A 20,088-nucleotide genomic window follows, 5' to 3' on the forward strand; every position below is an offset into this window, starting at 1 on the left:
CGCCATGGCAGGACCACCGGCAGAGCGGCACATGCACTCCTTCGGCGTGATCGGGCATAGCTTTACCAACGGCGGCGATGAGGAACAGCTGAAGCAGTCGATCATCGATTCGAGCGAGTCTGCGCTGGCCTTCGTGGTCCTAACCGGGATCAAGGCGCAGAAGGAGCCGTGCAGCGACAAGGTGTACCTCGCGCGCCGCAAGCTGATCGAGAACGCGCGCCGGCCGATGATCGTGATGCCGTCGGCGACCGACTGGAGCGGCTGCCGCAACTCGGCTGGACGTACCGCCGCCATTGAGCGCCTGAACCGCTTGCGCGAGCTGTATTACCCCGTGCCGGAGTCGCTGGGCCGGCGCAAAATCGAGGTCACGCGGCAATCGGCGAATAAAAAATTCCGCGCCTATTCCGAGAACATGTATTGGGTCGAAGGGAACGTGCTGTACGCAACCATCGATATCCCGGCGAACAACAACCACTATCTGCCGGAGGCGGGGCGCAACAGCGAGTTCGAAGACCGGCTGGTCGCCAACCGCTACTGGCTCAACCGCGTGTTTGCGCTGGCGCGGGCCAAAAAGCATGACGCCGTGGTGCTGTTTTCGGAAGGCGAGATCAGGCCGCTGGTACAGGAGAAGGGTTTCCGGGCGCTGCTGGCGCGTAGCCGGCAGCCGCAAGATGGCTTCGATGCCCCGCGCAGGCAGGTGGCGCAACTGGCGCGCAAGTTCGCGGGGAAGGTGCTGCTGGTCGATACCGTCGCGGCGCCAGGCAGCAAGGCCGAGCCGGCGATCGAGTGGCAGCGCAACATCGGCCATGTCAGCGCCGGGTCGCGCGCGCTGGAAGTGCATGTATCCAAGGACGAGGACGTCCAGTTCACCTTGAAGAACGCCGATAACGGCGAGTGAACCCGCCCAATCATTCACGCGGCACATCGCCAGGACCGGGGCTTGCCCCGGCCGTGTCCTGGCGAACCGCGCGTTGTTGCTAAGGCTTAGTGAATTGGACGCGAGCGGAACTCGTCGCCTTCATCGCCTTCGTCATCCTCATCGCCGTGGTGGTGGCCATGGGCGCCGTGCACGTGCTCGTGCTGGATCTCTTCTTCGCTGGCCGCGCGCACTTCGGTGACCGACAGTTCAAAACGCAGCGCCATGCCGGCAAGCGGGTGGTTGCCGTCGAGGACGACCTTGTCGTCGGCGATTTCGGTGACCGTGAAGATCATCGGCTCTTCGGCGCTTTCCGGATTGTCCGGCATGCCTTCGAACTGCATGCCGACTTCAAGTGGCTCAGGCAGGCGCTTGCGGTCTTCGATCTTGACCAGCTCCGGGTCGTAGTCGCCAAATGCGTCTTCCGGCTCGATCTGGATGGTCGATGAGTAGCCGGCTTCCTTGCCTTCGAGCTCTTCTTCGATCTTCGGCAGCGTGTTCTCGTAACCGCCGTGCAGGTACACCATCGGCTGGCGGCCATCTTCGATCAGGTTGTTCTGTGCATCCGACAGTTTGTAGTTAACCGTCACGACCGTATTCTTTGCAATCTTCATCGTACTTCCTTTCAGTGTTATCAGTCAGATTATACCTCTGGTGCTGGCTGTACCTGTTTCGTTGATGGTTATAATGGCGCATGAAAAAAATACAGCTCCTCGGCGACATCACGCCGGCCCAGTTCTTACGCGACTACTGGCACAAAAAACCGCTCCTGATCCGCAATGCGATCCCGGGCTTCAAGCCGCTCGTCAAACTTGAGGCCCTGGTCGAACTGGCCAAGCTCAACCACGTCGAGTCGCGCCTGATCTCCAAGGTCGACGGCAACTGGGACATGCAGCATGGCCCGATCGAAGAATTGCCGCCGCACGACAGCGGCGAGTGGACCATGCTGGTCCAGGGCGTGAACCTGTACAACGCCGATGCCGACGCGCTGCTGCGCCAGTTCCGCTTCATTCCGGATGCCCGCCTCGACGATCTGATGATCAGCTTCGCCACCGACGGCGGCGGCGTCGGCCCGCACTTCGATTCGTACGATGTATTCCTGCTGCAGGCGCAGGGCAAGCGCCGCTGGCGCATCGGCCCGCAAAAGGACCTGTCGCTGGTCGACGGGTTGCCGCTCAAGATCCTGGCCAATTTCAAGCCGCAGGAAGAGTTCGTGCTCGAACCGGGCGACATGCTGTACCTGCCGCCGCACTACGCCCACGACGGCATTGCCGAGGGCGATTGCATGACATACTCGATCGGCTTCCGTTCGCCGTCGTACCAGGAGCTGGGCGAGGCGTTCCTGCAGTTCATGGCAGATTCGATCGACCTGCCCGGCCGTTACGCCGATCCGGACCTCGACGTCGGCAAGCATCCGGCCGAGATTCCGAAGCACATGCTCTCGACCATCGCCGATGAATTGAACAAGGTCCGTTTCACCGAGGACGACGTGACGATCTTCCTGGGCGAACACTTGTCGGAGCCGAAGCACAATGTGTTCTTCAAGGGACCGGCCAAGCCGCTGACCTTCGGCCGCTTCGCCGAAGCGATCGCCAAGCGCGGCGTGGCGCTGTCGCTCAAGACGCAGATGCTGTATCGCGGCAAGAACGTGTTCATCAACGGCGAATCGTTCTCGGTCAGCCGCGCCGACAAGGCCGTGCTTGACGTGCTGGCCAACGAGCGCAGATGCGATGGCGCGTCGCTGGCCGGTGCATCGGACGATGTGATGGAAGCGCTGTACACCTGGTATCAGGACGGCTGGATCGAACTGGGCTGACAAGGAGTGGGCATGGAACAGGCAGGCGTAGTCCCGTTCGCGAGCCGCCAGGAGTTTGGCGCGCACCTGCGAGCATGCGTGGAACGGTCGGTGGCGACCCTGCGCATGTTCGACCCTGACTTTTCCGTGTTTCCGCTCGGCGCGAGCGACTTCGACGCCTTGCTGCGCGCCTTCCTCCGTAAGGGAGGCCACCTGTACCTCGCGGCGCACCGGACCGATCATATCGAACGCAACTGCCCGCGCTTCATGCGCCTGCTGAAAGACTACAGCCACCGCATCGAGTGCCGCGTCACCGGCCGCAACCTGCACCAGCTGACCGATTCGTTCTGTATCGGCGACGAGGTTTCGATCGTTCGCCGCTTCCACAGCGACCATATGCGCGGAGAAGCGGCGTTCGATACGCCACAGTCGTCGGAAATCAGTGCCGAAAGATTCAGGGCAATCTGGGCCGAGTCGCTTCCGGGACTGCACGCAACGACGACAGGCTTGTAAGTCAAATCTCGCGATGTGGCGAATATTATTCGGCATCTGCCAAACAGTTTGACAACTTTGTTGTAATTGTGTCGTTTGCCACAAAATGAAGCTTGATTTTTTGCTCAATCTTTCACTGCGGCATCATCGCGCTATTGCGAAATATGATATTTAGCTATAATATCCGGCTAGGAAGTTTCCGTTGTCTGTCAGGCACCATCACAGGTAATGAAAGCTGACGAGAATTTTCTAACGAGCGATAATTACCGGTAATTATTCATCGCAATACGAGTTGTTTTACACTTTGAATTAATCTAAGGAAAACCCATGAAAAAATCTTTGCTGATCGTCTCCCTGATGGCTGTTGCTCTGGCTGCTTGCTCGAAAAAAGAAGAGACCGTCGTTACTCCAGCTGCTGAAGTAACCGTACCAGCTGACGCAACCGCTGTTCCTGCTGACACCACCGTTGTTGCTCCTGCTGACGCACCTGCTGCTGACGCTGCTGCTGCTGCTGCAATGGCTGCTTCGGCTGCTTCGACCGCTGCTGATGCTGCTGCTGCTGCATCGACCGCTGCTTCGGAAGCCGCTTCGGTTGCTGCTGACGCTGCTAAGTAATCAGCCAGATTTAAAAGAAACCGGCCTTCGGGCCGGTTTTTTTTCGCCTGCACCTTTGTAACTCAGCCGTATTGACGGCTGCCGCCGGGATTAACTGGTCCGATAAGTTTCGCTATCGATTCTGGACGGACGGCGATAAGCGCCCGTCTGCCGCCGATTAAATGCTTGGCGCCAAGTTTTTACCAAATGTTACGAATTTCTTCAGGGCCAGAGCAGTTATTTAACATCGTTGCATCAAGTTGATGAGCTCGCTTGCGGCGATGCCTTCGCGGTGCGCTGCCGGTCCCGCCCGGCCTATACCCTGTAACGGCCCCCGAACTGCAAGTTGCATTGAAGAATCCTAAACCGGAGAATGTTCGGGCGTAAAAAAGTCGAGGTCACCGTTGAGTCCGTCCTTCCCGCGCAGGCGGGAATCCATACTGAAGCCGGGTAGCGGACCGGAGCCTCGCGGTTACGGCATCATTGGTATGGGTGCCCGCGTGCGCGGGCACGACGTGATTGCGTGCCTGGGCACGACGTGATTGCGTGCGCGGGCACGACGTGACGCCACGCCGCTTTCCACATGTAACGGTGACATATCGAAAAAAAACCGGCCAACTGGCCGGTTTTTTAATGACGCTGCAAACGCTTACTTGAGTTCTTCGCTCAGCAGCTTCAGGATCTTGGCAGCCGTTGGCGAGGTGTCGGCCTGGCCGTCGTTGTTCTGCACCGTCACCATGCTGACGCTGGCGCCCTGCTCGCTCTTGACCAGGATGCGGTAGCGCTGGGCTTCCTTGGCCTTGTCGTCGGAGGAGCCAAAGCTCAGCAGCTTGCTGAGGAAGCCGCGTTTGACTTCCAGGTCTGGATCGACGTAGCGCACGAAGTAGACACCCTGCACGCGGTCGCGGTCTTCTACCGTGAAGCCGACGCGGTCGAGCGCCAGGCCGACACGGCGCCAGGCGCGGTCGAAGCCTTCGTCCACTTCCACCGCATCGCCCACCAGCTTGGCGTGCTGCGGCGCGACTACGGCGTTCTGCACTGCCGTCTCGGCCTGCTTGGCGTCAGGGGTGCCCGACAGCGTGGCCATCAGCTTGCCGAGGAACTGGGCTTCCAGGCCCGGGTCGTTCGGACGGCCGGTCCAGGTCGTGGTTTCCTTCTGCGAACCGACAAACACTTCTTCCATGCCGCGGTGGCTGATGTAGATCTCGGTCGAGCCGTCGGCGGCGCGCTCGAGGCGGGTGCGGAACTTGTCGCGCTCGCCGGTCGAGTAGAGCGACTTGAAGACGCGGCCCAAGGTGTCGCGGATGATGCCTTGCGGGATCTTGGCGTTGTTCTCGACCCAGTCCGTTTCCATGGTGCCGCCGGCAGCCGATTCGCTGACCACGGTAAAGCCGTTGTCGGCCCAGAACTGCTTGAGCTGTGGCCACAATTGTTCAGGCGTCTGCTTGACCACCAGCCAGCGCTGGCTGCCGATGCGTTCAACCCGCATGTCGCTGGTATTGAGCGGGCCGACCTGCTCGCCGCTGGCCACCGGCATGGCCGCGCCTGGAACGCCGCGCTGCTGCTGGAAACCGGAGGCGGTGGCTACGCCACGGCCGTCAGGGATGGCGTAGCGGTTGTCCTTCTGCAGCTGGGTCAGGTCCGGCGGTACGTCGAGCGGCTGGGCTTTCTTGGCGCCGCGGTAGTCGACCTTGTCGGGTTCGATCACCGAGCTGATCATGCCGCAGCCGGTCAGGCTGGCCATCAGCGCGGTAAGTACCAGGCCGCGGGTCGCGGATGTCGTCAAGGCGGAGCGAGTTGTCTTGCGAATAGTCATGTCGTAACTGGTTGAAAAGCTGGTGTCAGGGATGATTCCGGCCCTTGCGGGTCAGGGCTGGGGAAGGACGCCCGCTTCGCGCATGGCAGCGCGGACGGTGTCGTGGCAATTGTCGGCGAGCGGGACCAGCGGCAGGCGTATGCCCGCTGGCATCATGCCCATTTCCGCCAGGGCCCATTTGACCGGAACCGGGTTCGGCTCAACGAAGAGCTTATGGTGCAGCGGCATGATTTTATTGTTGATCTCGACAGCACGGGCGATATCGCCGCTCATGGCGGCAACGCACAAGTCGTGCATGGCGCGCGGCGCGACGTTGGCGGTCACGGAGATGTTGCCAGCGCCGCCGCACAGCATCAGCGCGATCGCGGTCGGGTCGTCGCCGGAATACACGGCGAACGACGACGGCACCATGCGCAGCAGCTCAAGGCCGCGGCCGATGTTGCCGGTGGCGTCTTTCACGCCAACGATGTTCGGGATCGATGCCAGCCGTGCAATGGTCTCGTTCGACATGTCGGCAACTGTACGGCCCGGAACGTTGTAGAGGATCACCGGCAGGTCGACCGCTTCGGCGATCGCCTTGAAGTGGCGGTACATGCCTTCCTGGGTAGGACGGTTGTAGTAAGGGACCACCTGCAGGGTAGCGTCGGCGCCGGCCTGCTTGGCCGCTTCGGTCAGCTTGATGGCTTCGGCGGTTGAATTGCCGCCCGCGCCGGCGATCACCGGAATGCGCTTGGCCGCGTGCTCGACCGCTACGCGGATCAGTTCGCAGTGCTCTTCGACGCTCACGGTGGCCGATTCGCCGGTGGTGCCGACGATGACGATGCTGTCGGTTCCTTCCGCGATATGCCAGTCGATCAGCTTGCGCAGGCCGGGAATATCCAGGCTACCGTCGTCGTGCATCGGGGTAACGATTGCTACTATGCTGCCCTTGATCATATAAATGAGAATATGCTGGTCAATAAAAACCTGATTGTAGCGGATAGCCCGCACAATTGGTTCAATCTTGTCTAGATTTGCCGCTCCAACCGGCCCCTTCGCCCTGGTCCAGCCGGGCGCTGGTCCAGGCAAAACCTTGCTTCACCGCGCACAGCCGCTGCACCATCGCCGCTTTCGGCCGCTCCACCACACCGTCTTCGAAGGCCACCGGCGCGAGCCCGTGGGCGGCGGCATGTACCAGCAACTCGCCGTGCGCCAGCAAAAAGGCCGGATTCGTCGGTTTGCCGAATGCTTCGTTTCCTAGCGCAAAGGTTTCGTAGATCAGCAAGCCATCGTCGCGCAGGCTGGCGGCCAGCTGCGCGAACAGCGGGCGGTGCAGGTAATTGGTGACCACGATGGCGGCAAACCGCCCTGCTTCGAATGGCCATGCCAGCGCCGGGTCTTCGAGGTCCCAGGCCATCGTCGCGACGCCTTCGGCTGCGGCCTCGGCCAGCGCGGCGGCATCGCGGTCAAGCGCCAGCACCGGATGCCCGAGGGCGGCGAAATGGCGCGCGTGGCGGCCGCTGCCGCAGGCAAGGTCGAGCACCTCGCCTGGCGGCGCCAGCGGCGCAAAGCGGGCAACCCAGGCCGAAACAGGAGCGGCGGCGTGGCTGTTCATCAGCTGTAGGACAGGCCCATGGCTTCGCGCACGTCGCGCATGGTCTCCTGGGCCAGCTTGCGCGCGACGTCGCAGCCGTCGGCCACAATGGCGCGTACCAGCGACGGATCATCCAGGTATTGCTGGGCGCGCTCGTGCATCGGTTCCTGCTCCTTGATGATGGCGTCGATCACCGGCTGCTTGCATTCCAGGCAGCCAATGCCAGCCGTGGTGCAACCCTTGACCACCCAGTCGCGCGTCGCCTCGTCGGAATAGACTTCATGCAATTGCCACACCGGGCATTTGCGTGGGTCGCCTGGGTCGGCGCGGCGGATGCGCGCCGGATCGGTCGGCATCGTGCGGACCTTTTTGGTGACCGAGTCCTTGTCTTCGCGCAGCGCGATGGCATTGCCGTAGCTCTTGGACATCTTGCGGCCGTCCAGGCCGGGCAGGCGCGAGGCGACCGTCAGCTTGGCCTGCGGTTCCACCAGGATCAGCTTGCGGCTGCCTTCGAGGTAGCCGAACAGGCGCTCGCGGTCGATCATCGACAGGCTCTGGGCATCGTCAAGCATCGCTTGCGCCTGCGCCAGCGCCTCATCCTTGCCTTCTTGCTGGTATTCGGTGCGCAGCTGCAGGTACAGGCGCGCGCGCTTGGTGCCGAGCTTCTTGACGGCGTCCATCGCCTTTTCTTCGAAGCCGCGCTCCTTGCCGTACAGGTGGTTAAAGCGGCGTGCGATTTCGCGCATCATTTCAATGTGCGGCACCTGGTCGTCGCCGACCGGCACTTCGCTGGCGCGGTAGATCAGCACGTCGGCCGCCTGCAACAGCGGGTAGCCGAGGAAACCGTAGGTGGCCAGGTCCTTGCTCGACAGGTTGTCGATCTGGTCCTTGTAGGTCGGCACCCGTTCGAGCCAGCCGAGCGGGGTCGCCATCGACAGCAGCAAGTGCAGCTCGGCATGCTCGGGCACGCGCGACTGGATGAACAAGGTCGCCTGCGACGGGTCGACGCCAGCCGCCAGCCAGTCGACCAGCATGTCCCAGGTACTGCGCTCGATGATGCTCGGGTCGTCGTAATGGGTGGTCAGCGCGTGCCAGTCGGCGACAAAGAACAGGCAAGGCTGTTCCGACTGCATGTTGACCCAGTTCTTCAGCGCACCGTGAAAGTGGCCAAGGTGCATCGTCCCAGTGGGACGCATGCCGGAGACAACGCGGTCGGGATACATGGCGGGATTAACCTAAAAGAAATCTGAATGGGGCCACAAACAGGTTCAGCACGATGCCGGTCAGCTTGCCCATCGGCCCGAACCAATAGTCCATCAGCCTGAACACCAGCAGTCCAATCACGATGAAGAAGCCATACGGCTCGATGCGCGAGTACGTGTAGGCAAGCTTGTGCGGCAGCACGCTGGTCATGATGCGGCCGCCATCGAGCGGTGGAATTGGCAGCATGTTAAACACAAACATCAGGATGTTGACGAACACGCCGGCCTGGGCCACCTTGTACGGAAACGCCTCGGCCACCCCGAAGGCCGCCATCAGCAACGCGAACACCGACCAGCCAAAGGCCATGATGAAGTTCGCCAGCGGCCCGGCGAACGCCACCCATGCCATCTGTTTCTTTGGATTGCGCAGCTTGCCGAAATCGATCGGCACCGGCTTGGCGTAGCCGAACACGAATGGGGTAAAGATGTACATCAGCACCGGCAGCGCGATGGTGCCGATCGGGTCGATGTGGCGCAGTGGATTGACACTCATGCGGCCGGCGGCGTAGGCGGTGTTGTCGCCAAAATATTTTGCCGCGTAGGCGTGGGCCGCTTCGTGCAGGGTAATCGCGAAGATCACCGGTAGTGCGTAGACGGCGATCGCCTGGATAATTTCATTCATGGGTAGATTCTAACAGAGCACGCCGGGGCGGCCGGCAGGCGGTGGATGGAGGTGGGACGAGCCCGTCAGATGCCAAACAGGGCCGGATTGCCGCGTCCCTGACGCATCAGCACCGGTTCGGCGCCGGTCAGGTCGATCACCGTGGTCGGTTCCAGCGAGCAAGCGCCGCCGTCGATGATCAGGTCGAGCTGCTTTTCCATCCGGTCGCGGATGGTGTCGGCGTCATTCATGACTTCGCCGTCGTCGCGGCAGATCAAGGTGGCGCTGATCAAAGGCTGGCCCAGCTCTTCCAGCAGCGCGCTGGCGATTGGATGCTCCGGCACCCGCAGGCCGATGGTCTTGCGCGACGGGTGCGACAGCCGGCGCGGCACTGCGCGCGTGGCCTCCAGAATCACCGTGAACGGACCCGGCGTGGTCGCCTTCAGCAGCCGGAACTGCTTGTTGTCCACGCGGGCATACTCGGCAATCTCCGACAGGTCGCGGCACAGCAGGGTCAGGTGGTGCTTCTCGTCGATGCCGCGGATGCGGCGCAACTTTTCCACCGCCGCCTTGTCATCCAGATGGCACACCAGCGCATAGCTGGAGTCGGTCGGGAGCGCAACCACGCCCCCGCCGTGGATGATCTGCGCCGCCTGCTTGATCAGGCGTAGCTGCGGATTGTCCGGGTGGATCTGGAAAAATTGACTCATAAGGCCGCGGCGGCTTGCTTAGCGCAATTGCGACAGGGCAGCGATACGCTGCTCCATCGGCGGGTGGGTCGAGAACAGCGCACCCCAGCCGCCACCGCCGCCCGAGATACCGGACGCGGCCATCGACTGCGGCAAGGCGCCAGGGGCCAGGCCGCCAAGGCGGGCCAGCGCGTTCTGCATCGGCAGTGGCGAGCCCATCAGCTTGGCGGAACCGGCGTCGGCACGGAATTCGCGCTGGCGCGAGAACCAGGCCACGATGATCGAGGCCAGCAGGCCGAAGATGATTTCGCACACGAACACGGTGACCATGTAGCCGATGCCGGGGCCACGGTCCGAGTCGCCTTTGAGCAATACTTTATCGACGAAATAGCCGACCACGCGCGCCAGGAACACCACGAAGGTATTGACGACGCCCTGGATCAGGGTCAGCGTGACCATGTCGCCATTGGCGATGTGCGCCACCTCGTGGCCCAGCACCGCTTCGACTTCTTCGCGGCTCATGCTTTGCAGCAGGCCGGTGGATACGGCGACCAGCGCCGAATTCTTGAAGGCGCCGGTGGCGAACGCGTTGGGCTCGCCGTCGTACACGGCCACTTCAGGCATGCCGATGCCGGCGCGCTCGGACAACTGGCGCACGGTGGCGACCAGCCACTGCTCGGTCGAGTTGGCCGGGTTCTCGATGACGCGCGCGCCAGTCGACCATTTGGCCATCGGCTTACTGATCAGCAAGGAGAAGATCGAACCGGTGAAGCCCACCACTGCCGAGAAGATCAGCAGTTCGCCGACATTGATGCCGGACGCGCTCACGCCGCGGCCGATGCCCAGAACGTTGAGCACCAGCGACAACACCAGCATCACGGCGAGGTTGGTGGCGAGAAATAGAACAATGCGCTTCATGGAAAGCCTCCCGGCTTGGAATGTGGTTGACAGGCCGATAAGATAAGGGTGCTCAGCGGAAAATTCAAGTCGGGATACTTAACTGGGGCTTAAGGCTGAATTTGACGGGTATTTTGTGGCTACCCGCTCCTCCGCAGAATCGGCTCAAAACCAATCGTGCCACACCGGCGTCAGGTTCCCCGGCAATGGCGGCAACTGCGCAAACTCGATCCGGTTTTCGCCCGGCGCGTGGAAGTCGGTCCCGCGCGAGGCCAGGAACCCATACCGCCGCGCCAGCTCCGCGTACTCGGGATACTGGTCGGGCGTATGGCTGCCGGTCACCACCTCGATGGCCGCGCCGCCAAGCGCCTTGAATTCGTCGAACAGCGCGCCCTGCGCCGTCGCGCTGAATTTGTAACGCCCCGGATGCGCAATCACCGCCACGCCGCCGGCCGCCTTGATCCAGCCCACCGCCTGCTCCAGGCTGGCCCAGCGATGCGGCACATAGCCAGGCTTTCCTTCGGTGAGGTATTTACGGAATACATCCGGCGTGTTGTTGGCAACACCGCACTCCACCAGATAGCGGGCGAAGTGGGTGCGCGACATCAGGTCCGGATTCCCAACGTATTTCAGTGCGCCTTCGTAGGCGCCGGGGATCCCGGCCTTGTCCAGCTGGGCCGCAATCTCGCGCCCGCGCGCATCGCGGCCGCTGCGGGTATCGGCCAGGCCTTGTACCAACGTCGGGTGATGCTCATCGATCTGCAAGCCCACGATATGCACGGTGGCGTTTGCCCAGGTAATCGAAATTTCGACCCCGGCGACGAAGCGCATGCCCAACTCCTGCGCGGCGGCGCGCGCGCGGGCGATGCCGCCGACCTCATCGTGGTCGGTCAGCGCCCACACATCGACGCCGGAACCGTGCGCGTACTTCGCCACCGCCTCTGGCGCGAGCACGCCGTCGGAAACGTTGGAATGGCAATGAAGATCGACTTTCAGCATACTGAAAACAAGCCTTGGCGCAGGAAGATGGTCGCGAAGGCTTTATTGTACGCGGACTGGGCGGGTTGCTCCGTGGCGACGCTCAATTGCCGCTCATGCCGCAATGAAATCCTCGATCATGCGTGCCAGTTTTTCAGGCTGGTCGTGGTGCAGCATGTGGCCGGCGTCCGGCATCATATGCGCGCTGACGTTGGCCAGGTGCGACAGGCGGCGGTCGACTTCGATCCGCGCCTCTTCCTTCGGGCCCATCCACTGCCACATATTGGTGTCTTCGGCCTCGACCCACAGCACCGGCGCCGTGATTGCGCGCGAGCATGCAAGCACTTCCTCAACGTGGTACAGCAGCGGGCTCGGCTTCTTGTGCTGCGGGTCGCCGAGAATCTCCCACTCGCCTGCCTGGTTCGGCGCGGCCCAATGCTGCGACAGGAAATCGGCGCGCTCGTCGGACAGGCGCGGATTGGTCTTCTGCAGCCGCGCGGCAACGGCCTGGCGGGTCGGATACGCACGCAGCACCGGCGGCTCGCGCAACTCGTCGAGCCACTTGGCGTAGCGCTTGGGCGAATCTTCCGGCTTGGTGGCAGGCAGGCCAAACCCTTCCAGGTTGATCAGCCGGCTGACACGGTCCGGCCGCACGCCGGCATAGATGTTGACGATGTTGCCGCCCATGCTGTGTCCCAGCAGGTTGACGGCCTCGCCCGGCGCGTAGTGCTCGAGGATGGCGTCGAGATCGGCCACATAGTCGGGAAACCAGTAGGTATCCGACTGGGTGCGTTCGGACAGTCCGAAACCGCGCCAGTCCGGCGCGATCACGTGCCAGTCTTGCTGCAGGCAGTCGACCACGAACTGGAACGAGGCCGACACGTCCATCCAACCGTGCACCATGAACAGTTTCGGCGCCCCTTCCCTGCCCCAATGGCGGATATGGCTGCGCAGGCCACGGATGGCCAGGAACTCGGAACGGGACGGTTTCATACTTGCCTCAAAAATAAAAGAACGACCGTTCGAATTATACGCTGCTGTTGATTTTCCGTCAGGCGGCCCCATTTGCTCGCATTCGGCCGGCAAACCGGCCCCCGGGCGTAAAATAGCGCCTTCCCCACGTTTCCAATAAGACTACTACTATGGCCATCTTCCAGCTGGGCGAGCACGCTCCCGAGATCGACGCATCGGCATTCGTTGCCGACTCCGCCAACGTGATTGGCAAGGTCACGCTCGAAGCCAACGCCTCGGTGTGGTTCGGCGTCACGATCCGCGGCGACAACGAACGCATCACCATCGGCGCGGACAGCAATGTCCAGGAAGGCACCGTCATGCACACCGACATGGGCTACCCGCTCGACATCGGCAAAGGCGTCACGATCGGCCACCAGGCGATGCTGCATGGCTGCACGGTCGGCGATGGCTCGCTGATCGGCATCCAGGCGGTGATCCTGAACGGCGCGAAGATCGGCAAGGGCTGCCTGGTCGGCGCCGGCGCGCTGGTCACGGAGGGCAAGGAATTCCCGGATTACTCGCTGATTATCGGCGCCCCGGCCAAGGCAGTGCGCACCCTCGGCGAAGAAGACGTCGCGCGCCTGCAAGCGAGCGCCGCCAGCTATGTGAAGCGCGGCCAGCTGTTCAAGGCAGAACTCAAGAAAATTGGATAAGACATGACGACAGATACCAAAGACACCCTGCAAAAATTCATCTTCGATAACGCCGCGGTACGTGGCGAGTTCGTTGAAATCTCGGATACCTGGCGCGAAGTCCAGGCCCGCCACAGCTACCCGCCCGCGGTCAAGACGGTGCTGGGCGAAATGCTGGCCGCTGCCGCCCTGCTGTCGGCCAACCTGAAGTTCAACGGCTCGATCATCATGCAGATCCATGGCGACGGCCCGGTCAAGCTGATGGTGGTTGAATGCGATTCCGACCTGCGCCTGCGCGCCACCGCCAAGCTGGCCGAAGGCGCCCACGTGGCCGAGGACGCGACCCTGACGGACCTGCTGAACCAGAGCGGCAAGGGCCGCTTCGTGATTACGCTCGATCCGAACGACAAGATGCCGGGCCAGCAGCCTTACCAGGGCATCGTGCCGCTCGATGGCGACGACATGGCGACCGTGATTGAAAACTACATGCTGCGTTCGGAGCAGCTCGACACGCGCCTGTGGATCGCCGCCGACGCCACCGTCTCGCGCGGCCTGCTGCTGCAAAAGCTGCCGCGCCACAGCGGCAAGGACGACCAGACCAAGCAGGCGACCGAAGCGGAAGAACTCGAGACCTGGAACCGCGCGGTGATGCTGGCCTCGACCCTGAAGCAGGAAGAACTGCTGTCAGCCGACATCCAGACCCTGATGAACCGCCTGTTCTGGGAAGAGACGATCCGCGTGTTCGATCCGGCGCACCCGCGCTTCCACTGCAGCTGCACCCGTGAAAAGGTCGGCAACATGCTCAAGATGCTGGGCACGGAAGAAGTCAACGCTGCGCTCGACGACCTGGGCGCGCTGGAGATCAATTGCGATTTCTGCGGCAAGCACTACGCGTTCGACAAGGTCGATTGCGCGCAACTGTTTGCCACCGACACCCCGGTCGAAACCTTGATCCCGGCCGGCGACATCAAGCACTGAGCCGCGCACGGCGACGGGATCGCCACCGTGCGCGCCTGCCCGCGCGTCACGGTTGCTTGATGTGCTGTTCAAAGAACCGGACCACGCTGGCGTTCATCGCCTCATGGAAGGCGGCGCGATCGAACTTGCCCTGCTCCGCACAAAACTCCAGCTGGCGCGCCAGCACGGTGCACGGGGCCAGGAACGATAAGTGACCGGCGCCGGGAACGGAGTGGAACTCCACCCCGGCGCCGAGCCATTGTCGCAGCGGCCCGGCATTGCTTGCGTAGGGAACGCTGGCATCCTTTTCCGCGCTCCATAACTGCACCGGTACCCGCACGCCGCCGCCCGTCGGCGACGCCAGCGCGAATCCGAAGCCTGGCGCCGCCACTACCGCCGCCTTGATGCGCGGGTCCGCCACAAAATTTTGCTCCATGGCGGACGCGCCAACGGTCATCAACGGCGATCCTGCGCGGCGCAACACCTCGCAGGCAAACTCCGGCGACCTGGCACAATGTGTCGGAACCATGCCCAAATCAGGTGTCGCGCCGACCGCGGTAAGTACCGTGAATCCGCCCATCGAGAATCCAAAGGCGCCGATGCGATCAGGATCGATCCGGTCGTGGCCCGGCCAGCGCGCCAGCATATGGTCGACGGTCGCGCGCAACTGCCGGGTACGCCCACTGAAAAACGCTGCCGAGCCGACCGCGCTCTGGTCCTCGTAGTTGTCGCCGCCATGCATTGGCGCGGCGACGATGTAGCCAGCGCTGGCCAGCGCCAGCGCCAGGTCGACATGGCCCATTGGCGCGCCGCCGTTACCGTGCGAGATGATCACCAGCGGCAAGCCGCGCCCGGCAATCGCGGCGTCGCGCGCCACCGTCGCGAATGCAAAGCCGCTCACGGTTGGCCACGGGCGCGCATCGGTCGGATACCAGACGCCGATGACGAACGGTTTTCCATCCGCGCCGGTTGCACGGGTGGCCTGGAAACCCACCGGGCGCTCCGTCGTGAGCGCGGTCGAAAACACGAACACCCCCACGCCGGCGGCAAGAACCGCGATCGCGATGAGCAAGCGGCGAATCCATTTCATGATGCCTCCTTCAGTGAGAGAGCGGGTGTGCAAAGTTCGACAATAAACCGGCAGCCACGGCCACCGAGGCCGGTCTCAAGGCGCACCGTGCCATGCAGTCGCTTCACGGCCTGCGCGACAATCGCCAGGCCAAGCCCGGAACCGGAGGCGTCATTTCCGGCGACACGGTAAAAACGCTCGAAAACCAGGGCCTGTTCGCTTGCCGCGATACCCGGGCCATCGTCGGCCACCGTCAGTACCAGCATGCCATGCCGCTCGCCCAGACCAACCACGATCTGCCCGCCGCGCTGCACATACCGCGACGCGTTGTCGAGCAGGTTCTGCACGATGGACTGGAAGGCGTGCGGCTCCAGCCGGTGCAGCAGCATGTCGGGCGCCTCGAGCGACAGGTCGATGTCCCTGCCCATGGCCGCGGGTGCGGCGACGGCCATCTCGTGCCGCAGCAGCTGGGCCACATCCACCGCGGCGGCGGCGGATGTCGCGGCGCTGTCGATGCGCGCGAGATCGAGCAGTTGCTGAACCAGGTGGGAAGCGCGCGCGATCGCATGTTCCAGGCGCCGCGCCGCCATGCGCCGTTCGTCGGGACCGGCGGCCATTTCCAGCACATGGACCTGGGCCGCGATCACGGCCATCGGCGTCCTCAGTTCGTGCGCCGCATCCTCGACGAAGGCATGTTCCCGCGCGATCTTGCTGCGCAGTTTGGCGAGCAGATGATCGAGGGCGTCGGCGACGGGCTTGAGCTCCGCGTACCTGGCGTCGCAGCCTAGCGGTGAAAGATCGTCCGGCCCGCGCGCGGCGATGGTATCGGACAAGCGGCGCAGCGGGCGCAGGCCGCGCGCGACGGCAAGCCACACCGGCAGCAGCACGAATGGAAACGCGATGAAAATCGACATCGCCAGGTTGCTGCCCAAACGCGCCAGCAACCAGCCGCTATCCAGGCGCGGTTGGCCAATCAGCACTATCCAGCGCGCCGTGTCGCCACGGAACACGTGGTAGCGTTCACCATTCACGGTCTGCTCGGTGAACCTCCCTGCAACCCCGCGCAGGCTGGCCGCGCCGCCTTCGGGCGACATGTACAGGCGCCGCCCCTGCCGGTCTTCCAGCTGCAGCAGGAAGTAGCCCGGCACGCCTTCGTGGCGCAGGCCGGTATTGAAGAAATCGGAATAGATCGCGATGGCGGCGCGCGCCTGGTCCGGCTGGTCGAATTTCGCCAGCGCGGTGGTCACGATTTCGCCGCGGATGCGCTGCGCGCGATCGATGGTGGCTTGCCCGGTCTCCTGCCAATAGTAAAAACTAACCAGGACCACCCAGACCGCGCCGAACGCCATCAGCAGCGTCAGCACCAGCCGCCGCGCCAGCGTCGGGCGCACAAGATCAGCGAACGGCATCATGCGTCGAGCATGTAGCCGACACCGCGCACGGTGCGGATGCGTTCGGCGCCGATCTTGCGCCGCAGGTTCGAGACGTGCACCTCGAGCGCGCTGAAGTCGAGTGCATCGCCCAGCGGCTCCATGCGCTGGGCCAGCACACCCTTTGGTACAACCACGCCTGGCTCGCGCGCCAATTCCAGCATCAGGTGGAATTCGCGCGGCGATAGATCCAGCGCCTCGCCGTCGAGCCTCGCTGTGTAGCTTCGCGGCTCGATCTGCAGGTCGCCGATGCGCCACAACTGGCTGGCCTGCTGCGCCGAGCGTCGCAATACCGCGCGCAGGCGCGACACCAGTTCGGCCATGGCAAACGGCTTGATGATGAAATCGTCCGCGCCACCGTCCAGCCCCGAGAGCCGGTCGTCCAGTGCGGAGCGCGCGGTAATCATGATGATCGGCAGGGCCAGTCCGCTGGCGCGCCAACGTTTGAGCAGGTCGAGGCCACTGCCGTCGGGCAGCGAAATGTCGAGCAGCGCGCAATCGTAGGGCAGATCGACCGCCAGGGTCGGCGCGTCGGCGATACGGCGCAGCCATGCGCTGGTGATGCCGTCCGCCTTCAGCGCCTGCTGGAGTGCGAAGCCAAGGTCAAGGTCGTCTTCAATGATCAGGATGTGCATGCAAAGATTATATCGTCGCCAACCTTCGGCAAAGCCAAAGGCGGTAATATGGACGAGACCTTAAAACCGAAAAACCAACAGGAGACCCCGCGATGTCGTTAGCGCTATACGGCCATCCCTTTTCTTCGTACACCCAGAAAGTGCTCATCGCGCTATATGAGAACGGCCTGCCGTTCGAGTTCCGTTGTATCGGGCCGGATACGCCGCAGCATGCGCAGGCATGGCTGCAGCGCTGGCCGCTGCGCAAGTTTCCGGTCCTTGTGGACGGCGAGCGCGACGTGGCCGAGACCAGCATCATCATCGAGTATCTGCAGCTCGCCCATCCGGGAACGGTATCGCTGCTGCCCGAAAACCCGGTGGCCGCGCTGGACGTCCGCTTCCTCGACCGTTTCTTCGACCTGCACGTGATGAGCCCTGTCCAGCACGCCGTCGGCGCTGCAATCACCGGCGACCCGGTGAAACGGGCCGAGGGCATGGTGTTCGCACAGGAAAAGCTCGAACTGGCCTATGCATGGCTGGAGCATGAACTTGCTGGGAGGAACTGGGCAACTGGCGGGGAGTTCACGCTGGCCGACTGCGCCGCGGCCCCTTCCCTGTTCTACGCCGACTGGACTGTGCCGATCCCCGACGCGTATCCGGTACTGCGCGCCTACCGGGCGCGTTTGCTGGCGCGTCCGTCGTTCGCCCGGGCAGTCGAGGAAGCCCGGCCGTACCGGCATTTGTTCCCGCTGGGGGCCCCAGACCAGGATTAATCGGTTTTTTTCGCGAATCCTGTCACAAGCCGGCCGGCATGCACGTCTTACAGGTATGGAGGGCACAAGGGGTGCCGCTCCGCCCTGATTGAAAGGCCCACCATGTCGCACGTCGCTCGCATTCCCTTCTTCACCCTCGCTCCGGCCAACCTGAAGGCCATGATCAACCTGTCCACATCGGTCAAGAAAAGCTCGATCGGCGAACCGCTGGTCGAACTGCTCAACCTGCGCGTTTCGCAAATCAATGGCTGCGGCGTGTGCGTCGACATGCACTGGCGGGAATTGATCAAGCAAGGCGCGCAGCCGCGCCACCTGAACGCCCTGCCGGGCTGGCGCGAAGCCCCGTTCTTCAGCCCGCGCGAACGCGCCGCCCTGGGCTGGGCCGAAGCCGTCAACGCCCTGCCGCATCGCGACGACACCGACGCGGCCTACACCGAACTGGCGCAGCACTTCGACCCGACCGAGGTCGCTGAACTGAGCTACGCGGTAGCCGTCATCAAGGGTTGGAACCTGCTGAACCTCAGCCTGCGCAACCAGATCCCTGAAGTGCCGGCGCCGGGCTTTTAAACGCATGGGGTTACACTGCCTGATCATGACCGAGCACAATCACGCCGACCCGCTTACCGCGTTCGCCGCCCTGCGTCCGCGCCTGTTTTCGATCGCGTACCGGATGCTCGGCATGCGCGCCGACGCCGAGGACGTGGTGCAGGATGCCTGGCTGCGCTGGGATGGCGCGGAGCATGCCGCGATCCAGTCGGCCGAAGCGTGGCTGGTGACGGCGACAACGCGCCTTGCGCTCGACCGCCTGCGCACCCGCAAGTCGGAGCGCGAATCCTACAGCGGCTGGTGGCTGCCGGAGCCGCTGGTGGAGCTGGACGAGCGCACGCCGGAGAGCGCGGCCGAACTGGCGAGCGACGTGTCGGTGGCGTTCATGTGGGTGCTGGAGCGGCTGGCGCCGGAAGAACGCGCCGCCTTCCTGATGCGCCAGGTGTTCGACCAGGATTACGCCGACATCGCGGCCATGCTGGGTAAATCCGAAGCGAGCTGCCGCCAGCTGGTGCATCGGGCGCAGGCGCGGGTGCAACAGGAACGGCCACGCTTCGAGGTACCGAAGGATTCGCACCGCGACCTGCTGGCGAAGTTCATGCTGGCCGCGGGCGACGGCAACCGGGCGGCGATGAAGGCGATGATGTCGGACGACGTGCAACTGGTGGCCGACGGCGGCGGCAAGGTCAACTCGTTCCGGCATATCCTGCACGGTGCCGGCCGGGTCGCTGGCGTGTACTGGTCACTGGAACACCAGAACCCGTTGCAAGTCGATTACCGCACGGCGCTGATCAACGGCGAGCCAGGCCTGCTGCGCTATGTCGGCGGAAAAATCGAATCGGCACAATCGTTCATCATCGAGGACGGGCTGATTTCCGCCGTCTTCATCATGCGCAATCCGGACAAGCTGACCACAGTTCCGCAAACGCTCTGATTGACGTGGACCCTGGAGGATGTGCCACAATCGTATTTTTCAGACCCACGCTCCCGAGATGACACTTCCAGTTTCATGCGGCACCCTCATCGTCAACGGCGCAGGCCAGCTGTTGCTGTGCCACGTCACCGGCACCGCGAAGTGGGATATCCCGAAAGGGATGCAGGATCCCGGCGAGACGCCGATCGAAACAGCGATGCGCGAGCTGAAGGAAGAAGCCGGACTGGTGTTCGAGGAAACCGAATTTACCGACCTCGGATGTTTCGACTACCGCAAGGACAAGCGCCTTCACCTGTTTCTGGTTCGCGCGCCGGCTGACCTGGACTGCCTCGATCATCTCGAATGCACCAGCTTCTTCCCGCACCAGTTCACCGGCAAGCCGACACCGGAAGCCGATGGCTTCCGTTGGGCATCGCGCGATGAAGTGGCCAGGCTATGCTGGCCACGGATGGCCGAACGCCTGGCCACGCTGGACTGGTAACCCATAAAAAAAGCAGCCCCTCGCG

Annotated in this window: 23 protein-coding genes; 10 read left to right on the forward strand and 13 right to left on the reverse strand. The window is 63.2% G+C overall.

All coding sequences use genetic code 11. The annotated features are described in order from the left end of the window. Window positions 1–31: 31 nt before the first annotated feature. A complete protein-coding gene (locus I4X03_RS21540) occupies window positions 32–898 on the forward strand; it encodes a hypothetical protein (RefSeq protein WP_223470649.1) in 867 nt (288 codons plus the stop codon). Window positions 899–984: 86 nt separating this feature from the next. On the opposite strand, the gene I4X03_RS21545 is transcribed toward I4X03_RS21540, so the two are convergent. Further along, the gene (locus I4X03_RS21545; protein WP_223470651.1) at window positions 985–1,530 is read right to left on the reverse strand and encodes an FKBP-type peptidyl-prolyl cis-trans isomerase; all 546 of its coding nucleotides are present in this window, start codon (window positions 1,528–1,530) and stop codon (window positions 985–987) included. Between the two features lie 80 nt (window positions 1,531–1,610). Here I4X03_RS21545 and I4X03_RS21550 point away from each other — a divergent pair, with 80 nt between their 5' ends. The 3 genes from I4X03_RS21550 to I4X03_RS21560 all read left to right on the forward strand — a co-directional run bounded on the left by I4X03_RS21550 (window position 1,611) and on the right by I4X03_RS21560 (window position 3,818). Further along, window positions 1,611–2,732: a cupin domain-containing protein gene (locus I4X03_RS21550; protein WP_223470653.1), complete on the forward strand. Its 1,122-nt coding sequence runs from the start codon at window positions 1,611–1,613 to the stop codon at window positions 2,730–2,732. A gap of 12 nt (window positions 2,733–2,744) precedes the next feature. Continuing rightward, entirely contained in the window at window positions 2,745–3,224 is a 480-nt protein-coding gene (locus I4X03_RS21555; protein WP_223470655.1) for a DUF7931 domain-containing protein, read from the forward strand. A 306-nt stretch (window positions 3,225–3,530) separates the two neighbouring features. After that, window positions 3,531–3,818: a hypothetical protein gene (locus tag I4X03_RS21560; protein WP_223470657.1), complete on the forward strand. Its 288-nt coding sequence runs from the start codon at window positions 3,531–3,533 to the stop codon at window positions 3,816–3,818. Window positions 3,819–4,446: 628 nt separating this feature from the next. On the opposite strand, the gene bamC is transcribed toward I4X03_RS21560, so the two are convergent. From bamC to I4X03_RS21605, 9 genes are all read right to left on the reverse strand, one after another. Beyond that, entirely contained in the window at window positions 4,447–5,613 is a 1,167-nt protein-coding gene (gene bamC / locus I4X03_RS21565) for an NlpB/DapX family lipoprotein (protein ID WP_370660544.1), read from the reverse strand. A gap of 51 nt (window positions 5,614–5,664) precedes the next feature. Continuing rightward, on the reverse strand, window positions 5,665–6,549 hold the full coding sequence (dapA, locus tag I4X03_RS21570) for a 4-hydroxy-tetrahydrodipicolinate synthase (RefSeq protein WP_223470659.1): 885 nt from the start codon (window positions 6,547–6,549) through the stop codon (window positions 5,665–5,667). A 61-nt stretch (window positions 6,550–6,610) separates the two neighbouring features. Continuing rightward, window positions 6,611–7,207, reverse strand: a complete 597-nt coding sequence (locus tag I4X03_RS21575) for a class I SAM-dependent methyltransferase (RefSeq protein WP_223470661.1) — start codon at window positions 7,205–7,207, stop codon at window positions 6,611–6,613. After that, window positions 7,207–8,409: a tryptophan--tRNA ligase gene (locus tag I4X03_RS21580; RefSeq protein ID WP_223470663.1), complete on the reverse strand. Its 1,203-nt coding sequence runs from the start codon at window positions 8,407–8,409 to the stop codon at window positions 7,207–7,209. Before I4X03_RS21580 ends, I4X03_RS21575 begins: the two co-directional genes overlap by 1 nt. 7 nt (window positions 8,410–8,416) lie before the next feature. After that, window positions 8,417–9,070 carry a site-2 protease family protein gene (locus I4X03_RS21585; protein ID WP_223470665.1) on the reverse strand — a complete coding sequence of 218 codons (654 nt, stop codon included), beginning with the start codon at window positions 9,068–9,070 and terminating at the stop codon, window positions 8,417–8,419. A gap of 65 nt (window positions 9,071–9,135) precedes the next feature. Continuing rightward, on the reverse strand, window positions 9,136–9,759 hold the full coding sequence (locus I4X03_RS21590; protein ID WP_223470675.1) for an L-threonylcarbamoyladenylate synthase: 624 nt from the start codon (window positions 9,757–9,759) through the stop codon (window positions 9,136–9,138). Between the two features lie 18 nt (window positions 9,760–9,777). Then, window positions 9,778–10,656 carry a protease HtpX gene (gene htpX / locus I4X03_RS21595; protein WP_223470677.1) on the reverse strand — a complete coding sequence of 293 codons (879 nt, stop codon included), beginning with the start codon at window positions 10,654–10,656 and terminating at the stop codon, window positions 9,778–9,780. Window positions 10,657–10,800: 144 nt separating this feature from the next. Further along, window positions 10,801–11,634 carry a 3',5'-nucleoside bisphosphate phosphatase gene (locus I4X03_RS21600; protein ID WP_223470679.1) on the reverse strand — a complete coding sequence of 278 codons (834 nt, stop codon included), beginning with the start codon at window positions 11,632–11,634 and terminating at the stop codon, window positions 10,801–10,803. A gap of 93 nt (window positions 11,635–11,727) precedes the next feature. Then, window positions 11,728–12,606, reverse strand: a complete 879-nt coding sequence (locus tag I4X03_RS21605) for an alpha/beta fold hydrolase (protein ID WP_223470687.1) — start codon at window positions 12,604–12,606, stop codon at window positions 11,728–11,730. Window positions 12,607–12,755: 149 nt separating this feature from the next. On the opposite strand from I4X03_RS21605, the gene I4X03_RS21610 reads away from it, so the two are divergent. Further along, the gene (locus I4X03_RS21610; protein WP_223470689.1) at window positions 12,756–13,280 is read left to right on the forward strand and encodes a gamma carbonic anhydrase family protein; all 525 of its coding nucleotides are present in this window, start codon (window positions 12,756–12,758) and stop codon (window positions 13,278–13,280) included. A gap of 3 nt (window positions 13,281–13,283) precedes the next feature. After that, complete coding sequence (gene hslO, locus I4X03_RS21615; RefSeq protein WP_223470691.1) at window positions 13,284–14,237, forward strand: Hsp33 family molecular chaperone HslO; 954 nt, start codon at window positions 13,284–13,286, stop codon at window positions 14,235–14,237. Window positions 14,238–14,283: 46 nt separating this feature from the next. Here hslO and I4X03_RS21620 read toward each other — a convergent pair whose 3' ends face one another. Genes I4X03_RS21620 through I4X03_RS21630 form a run of 3 tightly spaced genes read right to left on the reverse strand, consistent with a single transcriptional unit; the run spans window position 14,284 to window position 17,350 of the window. After that, a complete protein-coding gene (locus I4X03_RS21620) occupies window positions 14,284–15,306 on the reverse strand; it encodes an alpha/beta hydrolase family protein (protein ID WP_223470693.1) in 1,023 nt (340 codons plus the stop codon). Next, entirely contained in the window at window positions 15,303–16,697 is a 1,395-nt protein-coding gene (locus I4X03_RS21625) for an ATP-binding protein (protein ID WP_223470695.1), read from the reverse strand. Before I4X03_RS21625 ends, I4X03_RS21620 begins: the two co-directional genes overlap by 4 nt. Next, window positions 16,694–17,350, reverse strand: a complete 657-nt coding sequence (locus I4X03_RS21630) for a response regulator (RefSeq protein ID WP_223470697.1) — start codon at window positions 17,348–17,350, stop codon at window positions 16,694–16,696. The genes I4X03_RS21625 and I4X03_RS21630 overlap by 4 nt, the downstream gene beginning before the upstream one ends. 92 nt (window positions 17,351–17,442) lie before the next feature. Here I4X03_RS21630 and I4X03_RS21635 point away from each other — a divergent pair, with 92 nt between their 5' ends. The 4 genes from I4X03_RS21635 to I4X03_RS21650 all read left to right on the forward strand — a co-directional run bounded on the left by I4X03_RS21635 (window position 17,443) and on the right by I4X03_RS21650 (window position 20,063). After that, window positions 17,443–18,102: a glutathione S-transferase family protein gene (locus tag I4X03_RS21635; protein ID WP_223470699.1), complete on the forward strand. Its 660-nt coding sequence runs from the start codon at window positions 17,443–17,445 to the stop codon at window positions 18,100–18,102. A 102-nt stretch (window positions 18,103–18,204) separates the two neighbouring features. After that, the gene (locus I4X03_RS21640) at window positions 18,205–18,669 is read left to right on the forward strand and encodes a carboxymuconolactone decarboxylase family protein (RefSeq protein WP_223470701.1); all 465 of its coding nucleotides are present in this window, start codon (window positions 18,205–18,207) and stop codon (window positions 18,667–18,669) included. A 25-nt stretch (window positions 18,670–18,694) separates the two neighbouring features. Further along, window positions 18,695–19,582, forward strand: coding sequence for an RNA polymerase sigma factor SigJ (sigJ, locus tag I4X03_RS21645; RefSeq protein ID WP_223470703.1), 888 nt, complete (start codon window positions 18,695–18,697; stop codon window positions 19,580–19,582). A gap of 58 nt (window positions 19,583–19,640) precedes the next feature. Further along, on the forward strand, window positions 19,641–20,063 hold the full coding sequence (locus I4X03_RS21650; protein ID WP_223470706.1) for an NUDIX hydrolase: 423 nt from the start codon (window positions 19,641–19,643) through the stop codon (window positions 20,061–20,063). Window positions 20,064–20,088: the final 25 nt, after the last annotated feature.

The organism is Massilia soli (assembly GCF_016809835.1).
GTDB classification, from domain to species: Bacteria; Pseudomonadota; Gammaproteobacteria; order Burkholderiales; family Burkholderiaceae_D; genus Telluria_A; species Telluria_A soli.

Bases quoted from the DNA above. Each gene is read 5' to 3' on its own strand.
- I4X03_RS21580 (WP_223470663.1), bottom strand. From the start codon at position 8,409: ATGTATCCCGACCGCGTTGTCTCCGGCATGCGTCCCACTGGGACGATG.
- I4X03_RS21585 (WP_223470665.1), bottom strand. From the start codon at position 9,070: ATGAATGAAATTATCCAGGCGATCGCCGTCTACGCACTACCGGTGATC.
- I4X03_RS21635 (WP_223470699.1), top strand. From the start codon at position 17,443: ATGTCGTTAGCGCTATACGGCCATCCCTTTTCTTCGTACACCCAGAAA.
- I4X03_RS21640 (WP_223470701.1), top strand. From the start codon at position 18,205: ATGTCGCACGTCGCTCGCATTCCCTTCTTCACCCTCGCTCCGGCCAAC.
- I4X03_RS21600 (WP_223470679.1), bottom strand. From the start codon at position 11,634: ATGCTGAAAGTCGATCTTCATTGCCATTCCAACGTTTCCGACGGCGTG.
- I4X03_RS21540 (WP_223470649.1), top strand. From the start codon at position 32: ATGCACTCCTTCGGCGTGATCGGGCATAGCTTTACCAACGGCGGCGAT.
- I4X03_RS21560 (WP_223470657.1), top strand. From the start codon at position 3,531: ATGAAAAAATCTTTGCTGATCGTCTCCCTGATGGCTGTTGCTCTGGCT.
- I4X03_RS21590 (WP_223470675.1), bottom strand. From the start codon at position 9,759: ATGAGTCAATTTTTCCAGATCCACCCGGACAATCCGCAGCTACGCCTG.
- I4X03_RS21620 (WP_223470693.1), bottom strand. From the start codon at position 15,306: ATGAAATGGATTCGCCGCTTGCTCATCGCGATCGCGGTTCTTGCCGCC.
- I4X03_RS21605 (WP_223470687.1), bottom strand. From the start codon at position 12,606: ATGAAACCGTCCCGTTCCGAGTTCCTGGCCATCCGTGGCCTGCGCAGC.
- I4X03_RS21550 (WP_223470653.1), top strand. From the start codon at position 1,611: ATGAAAAAAATACAGCTCCTCGGCGACATCACGCCGGCCCAGTTCTTA.
- sigJ (WP_223470703.1), top strand. From the start codon at position 18,695: ATGACCGAGCACAATCACGCCGACCCGCTTACCGCGTTCGCCGCCCTG.
- I4X03_RS21630 (WP_223470697.1), bottom strand. From the start codon at position 17,350: ATGCACATCCTGATCATTGAAGACGACCTTGACCTTGGCTTCGCACTC.
- I4X03_RS21650 (WP_223470706.1), top strand. From the start codon at position 19,641: ATGACACTTCCAGTTTCATGCGGCACCCTCATCGTCAACGGCGCAGGC.
- I4X03_RS21575 (WP_223470661.1), bottom strand. From the start codon at position 7,207: ATGAACAGCCACGCCGCCGCTCCTGTTTCGGCCTGGGTTGCCCGCTTT.
- I4X03_RS21555 (WP_223470655.1), top strand. From the start codon at position 2,745: ATGGAACAGGCAGGCGTAGTCCCGTTCGCGAGCCGCCAGGAGTTTGGC.
- I4X03_RS21610 (WP_223470689.1), top strand. From the start codon at position 12,756: ATGGCCATCTTCCAGCTGGGCGAGCACGCTCCCGAGATCGACGCATCG.
- I4X03_RS21545 (WP_223470651.1), bottom strand. From the start codon at position 1,530: ATGAAGATTGCAAAGAATACGGTCGTGACGGTTAACTACAAACTGTCG.
- bamC (WP_370660544.1), bottom strand. From the start codon at position 5,613: ATGACTATTCGCAAGACAACTCGCTCCGCCTTGACGACATCCGCGACC.
- hslO (WP_223470691.1), top strand. From the start codon at position 13,284: ATGACGACAGATACCAAAGACACCCTGCAAAAATTCATCTTCGATAAC.
- htpX (WP_223470677.1), bottom strand. From the start codon at position 10,656: ATGAAGCGCATTGTTCTATTTCTCGCCACCAACCTCGCCGTGATGCTG.
- I4X03_RS21625 (WP_223470695.1), bottom strand. From the start codon at position 16,697: ATGATGCCGTTCGCTGATCTTGTGCGCCCGACGCTGGCGCGGCGGCTG.
- dapA (WP_223470659.1), bottom strand. From the start codon at position 6,549: ATGATCAAGGGCAGCATAGTAGCAATCGTTACCCCGATGCACGACGAC.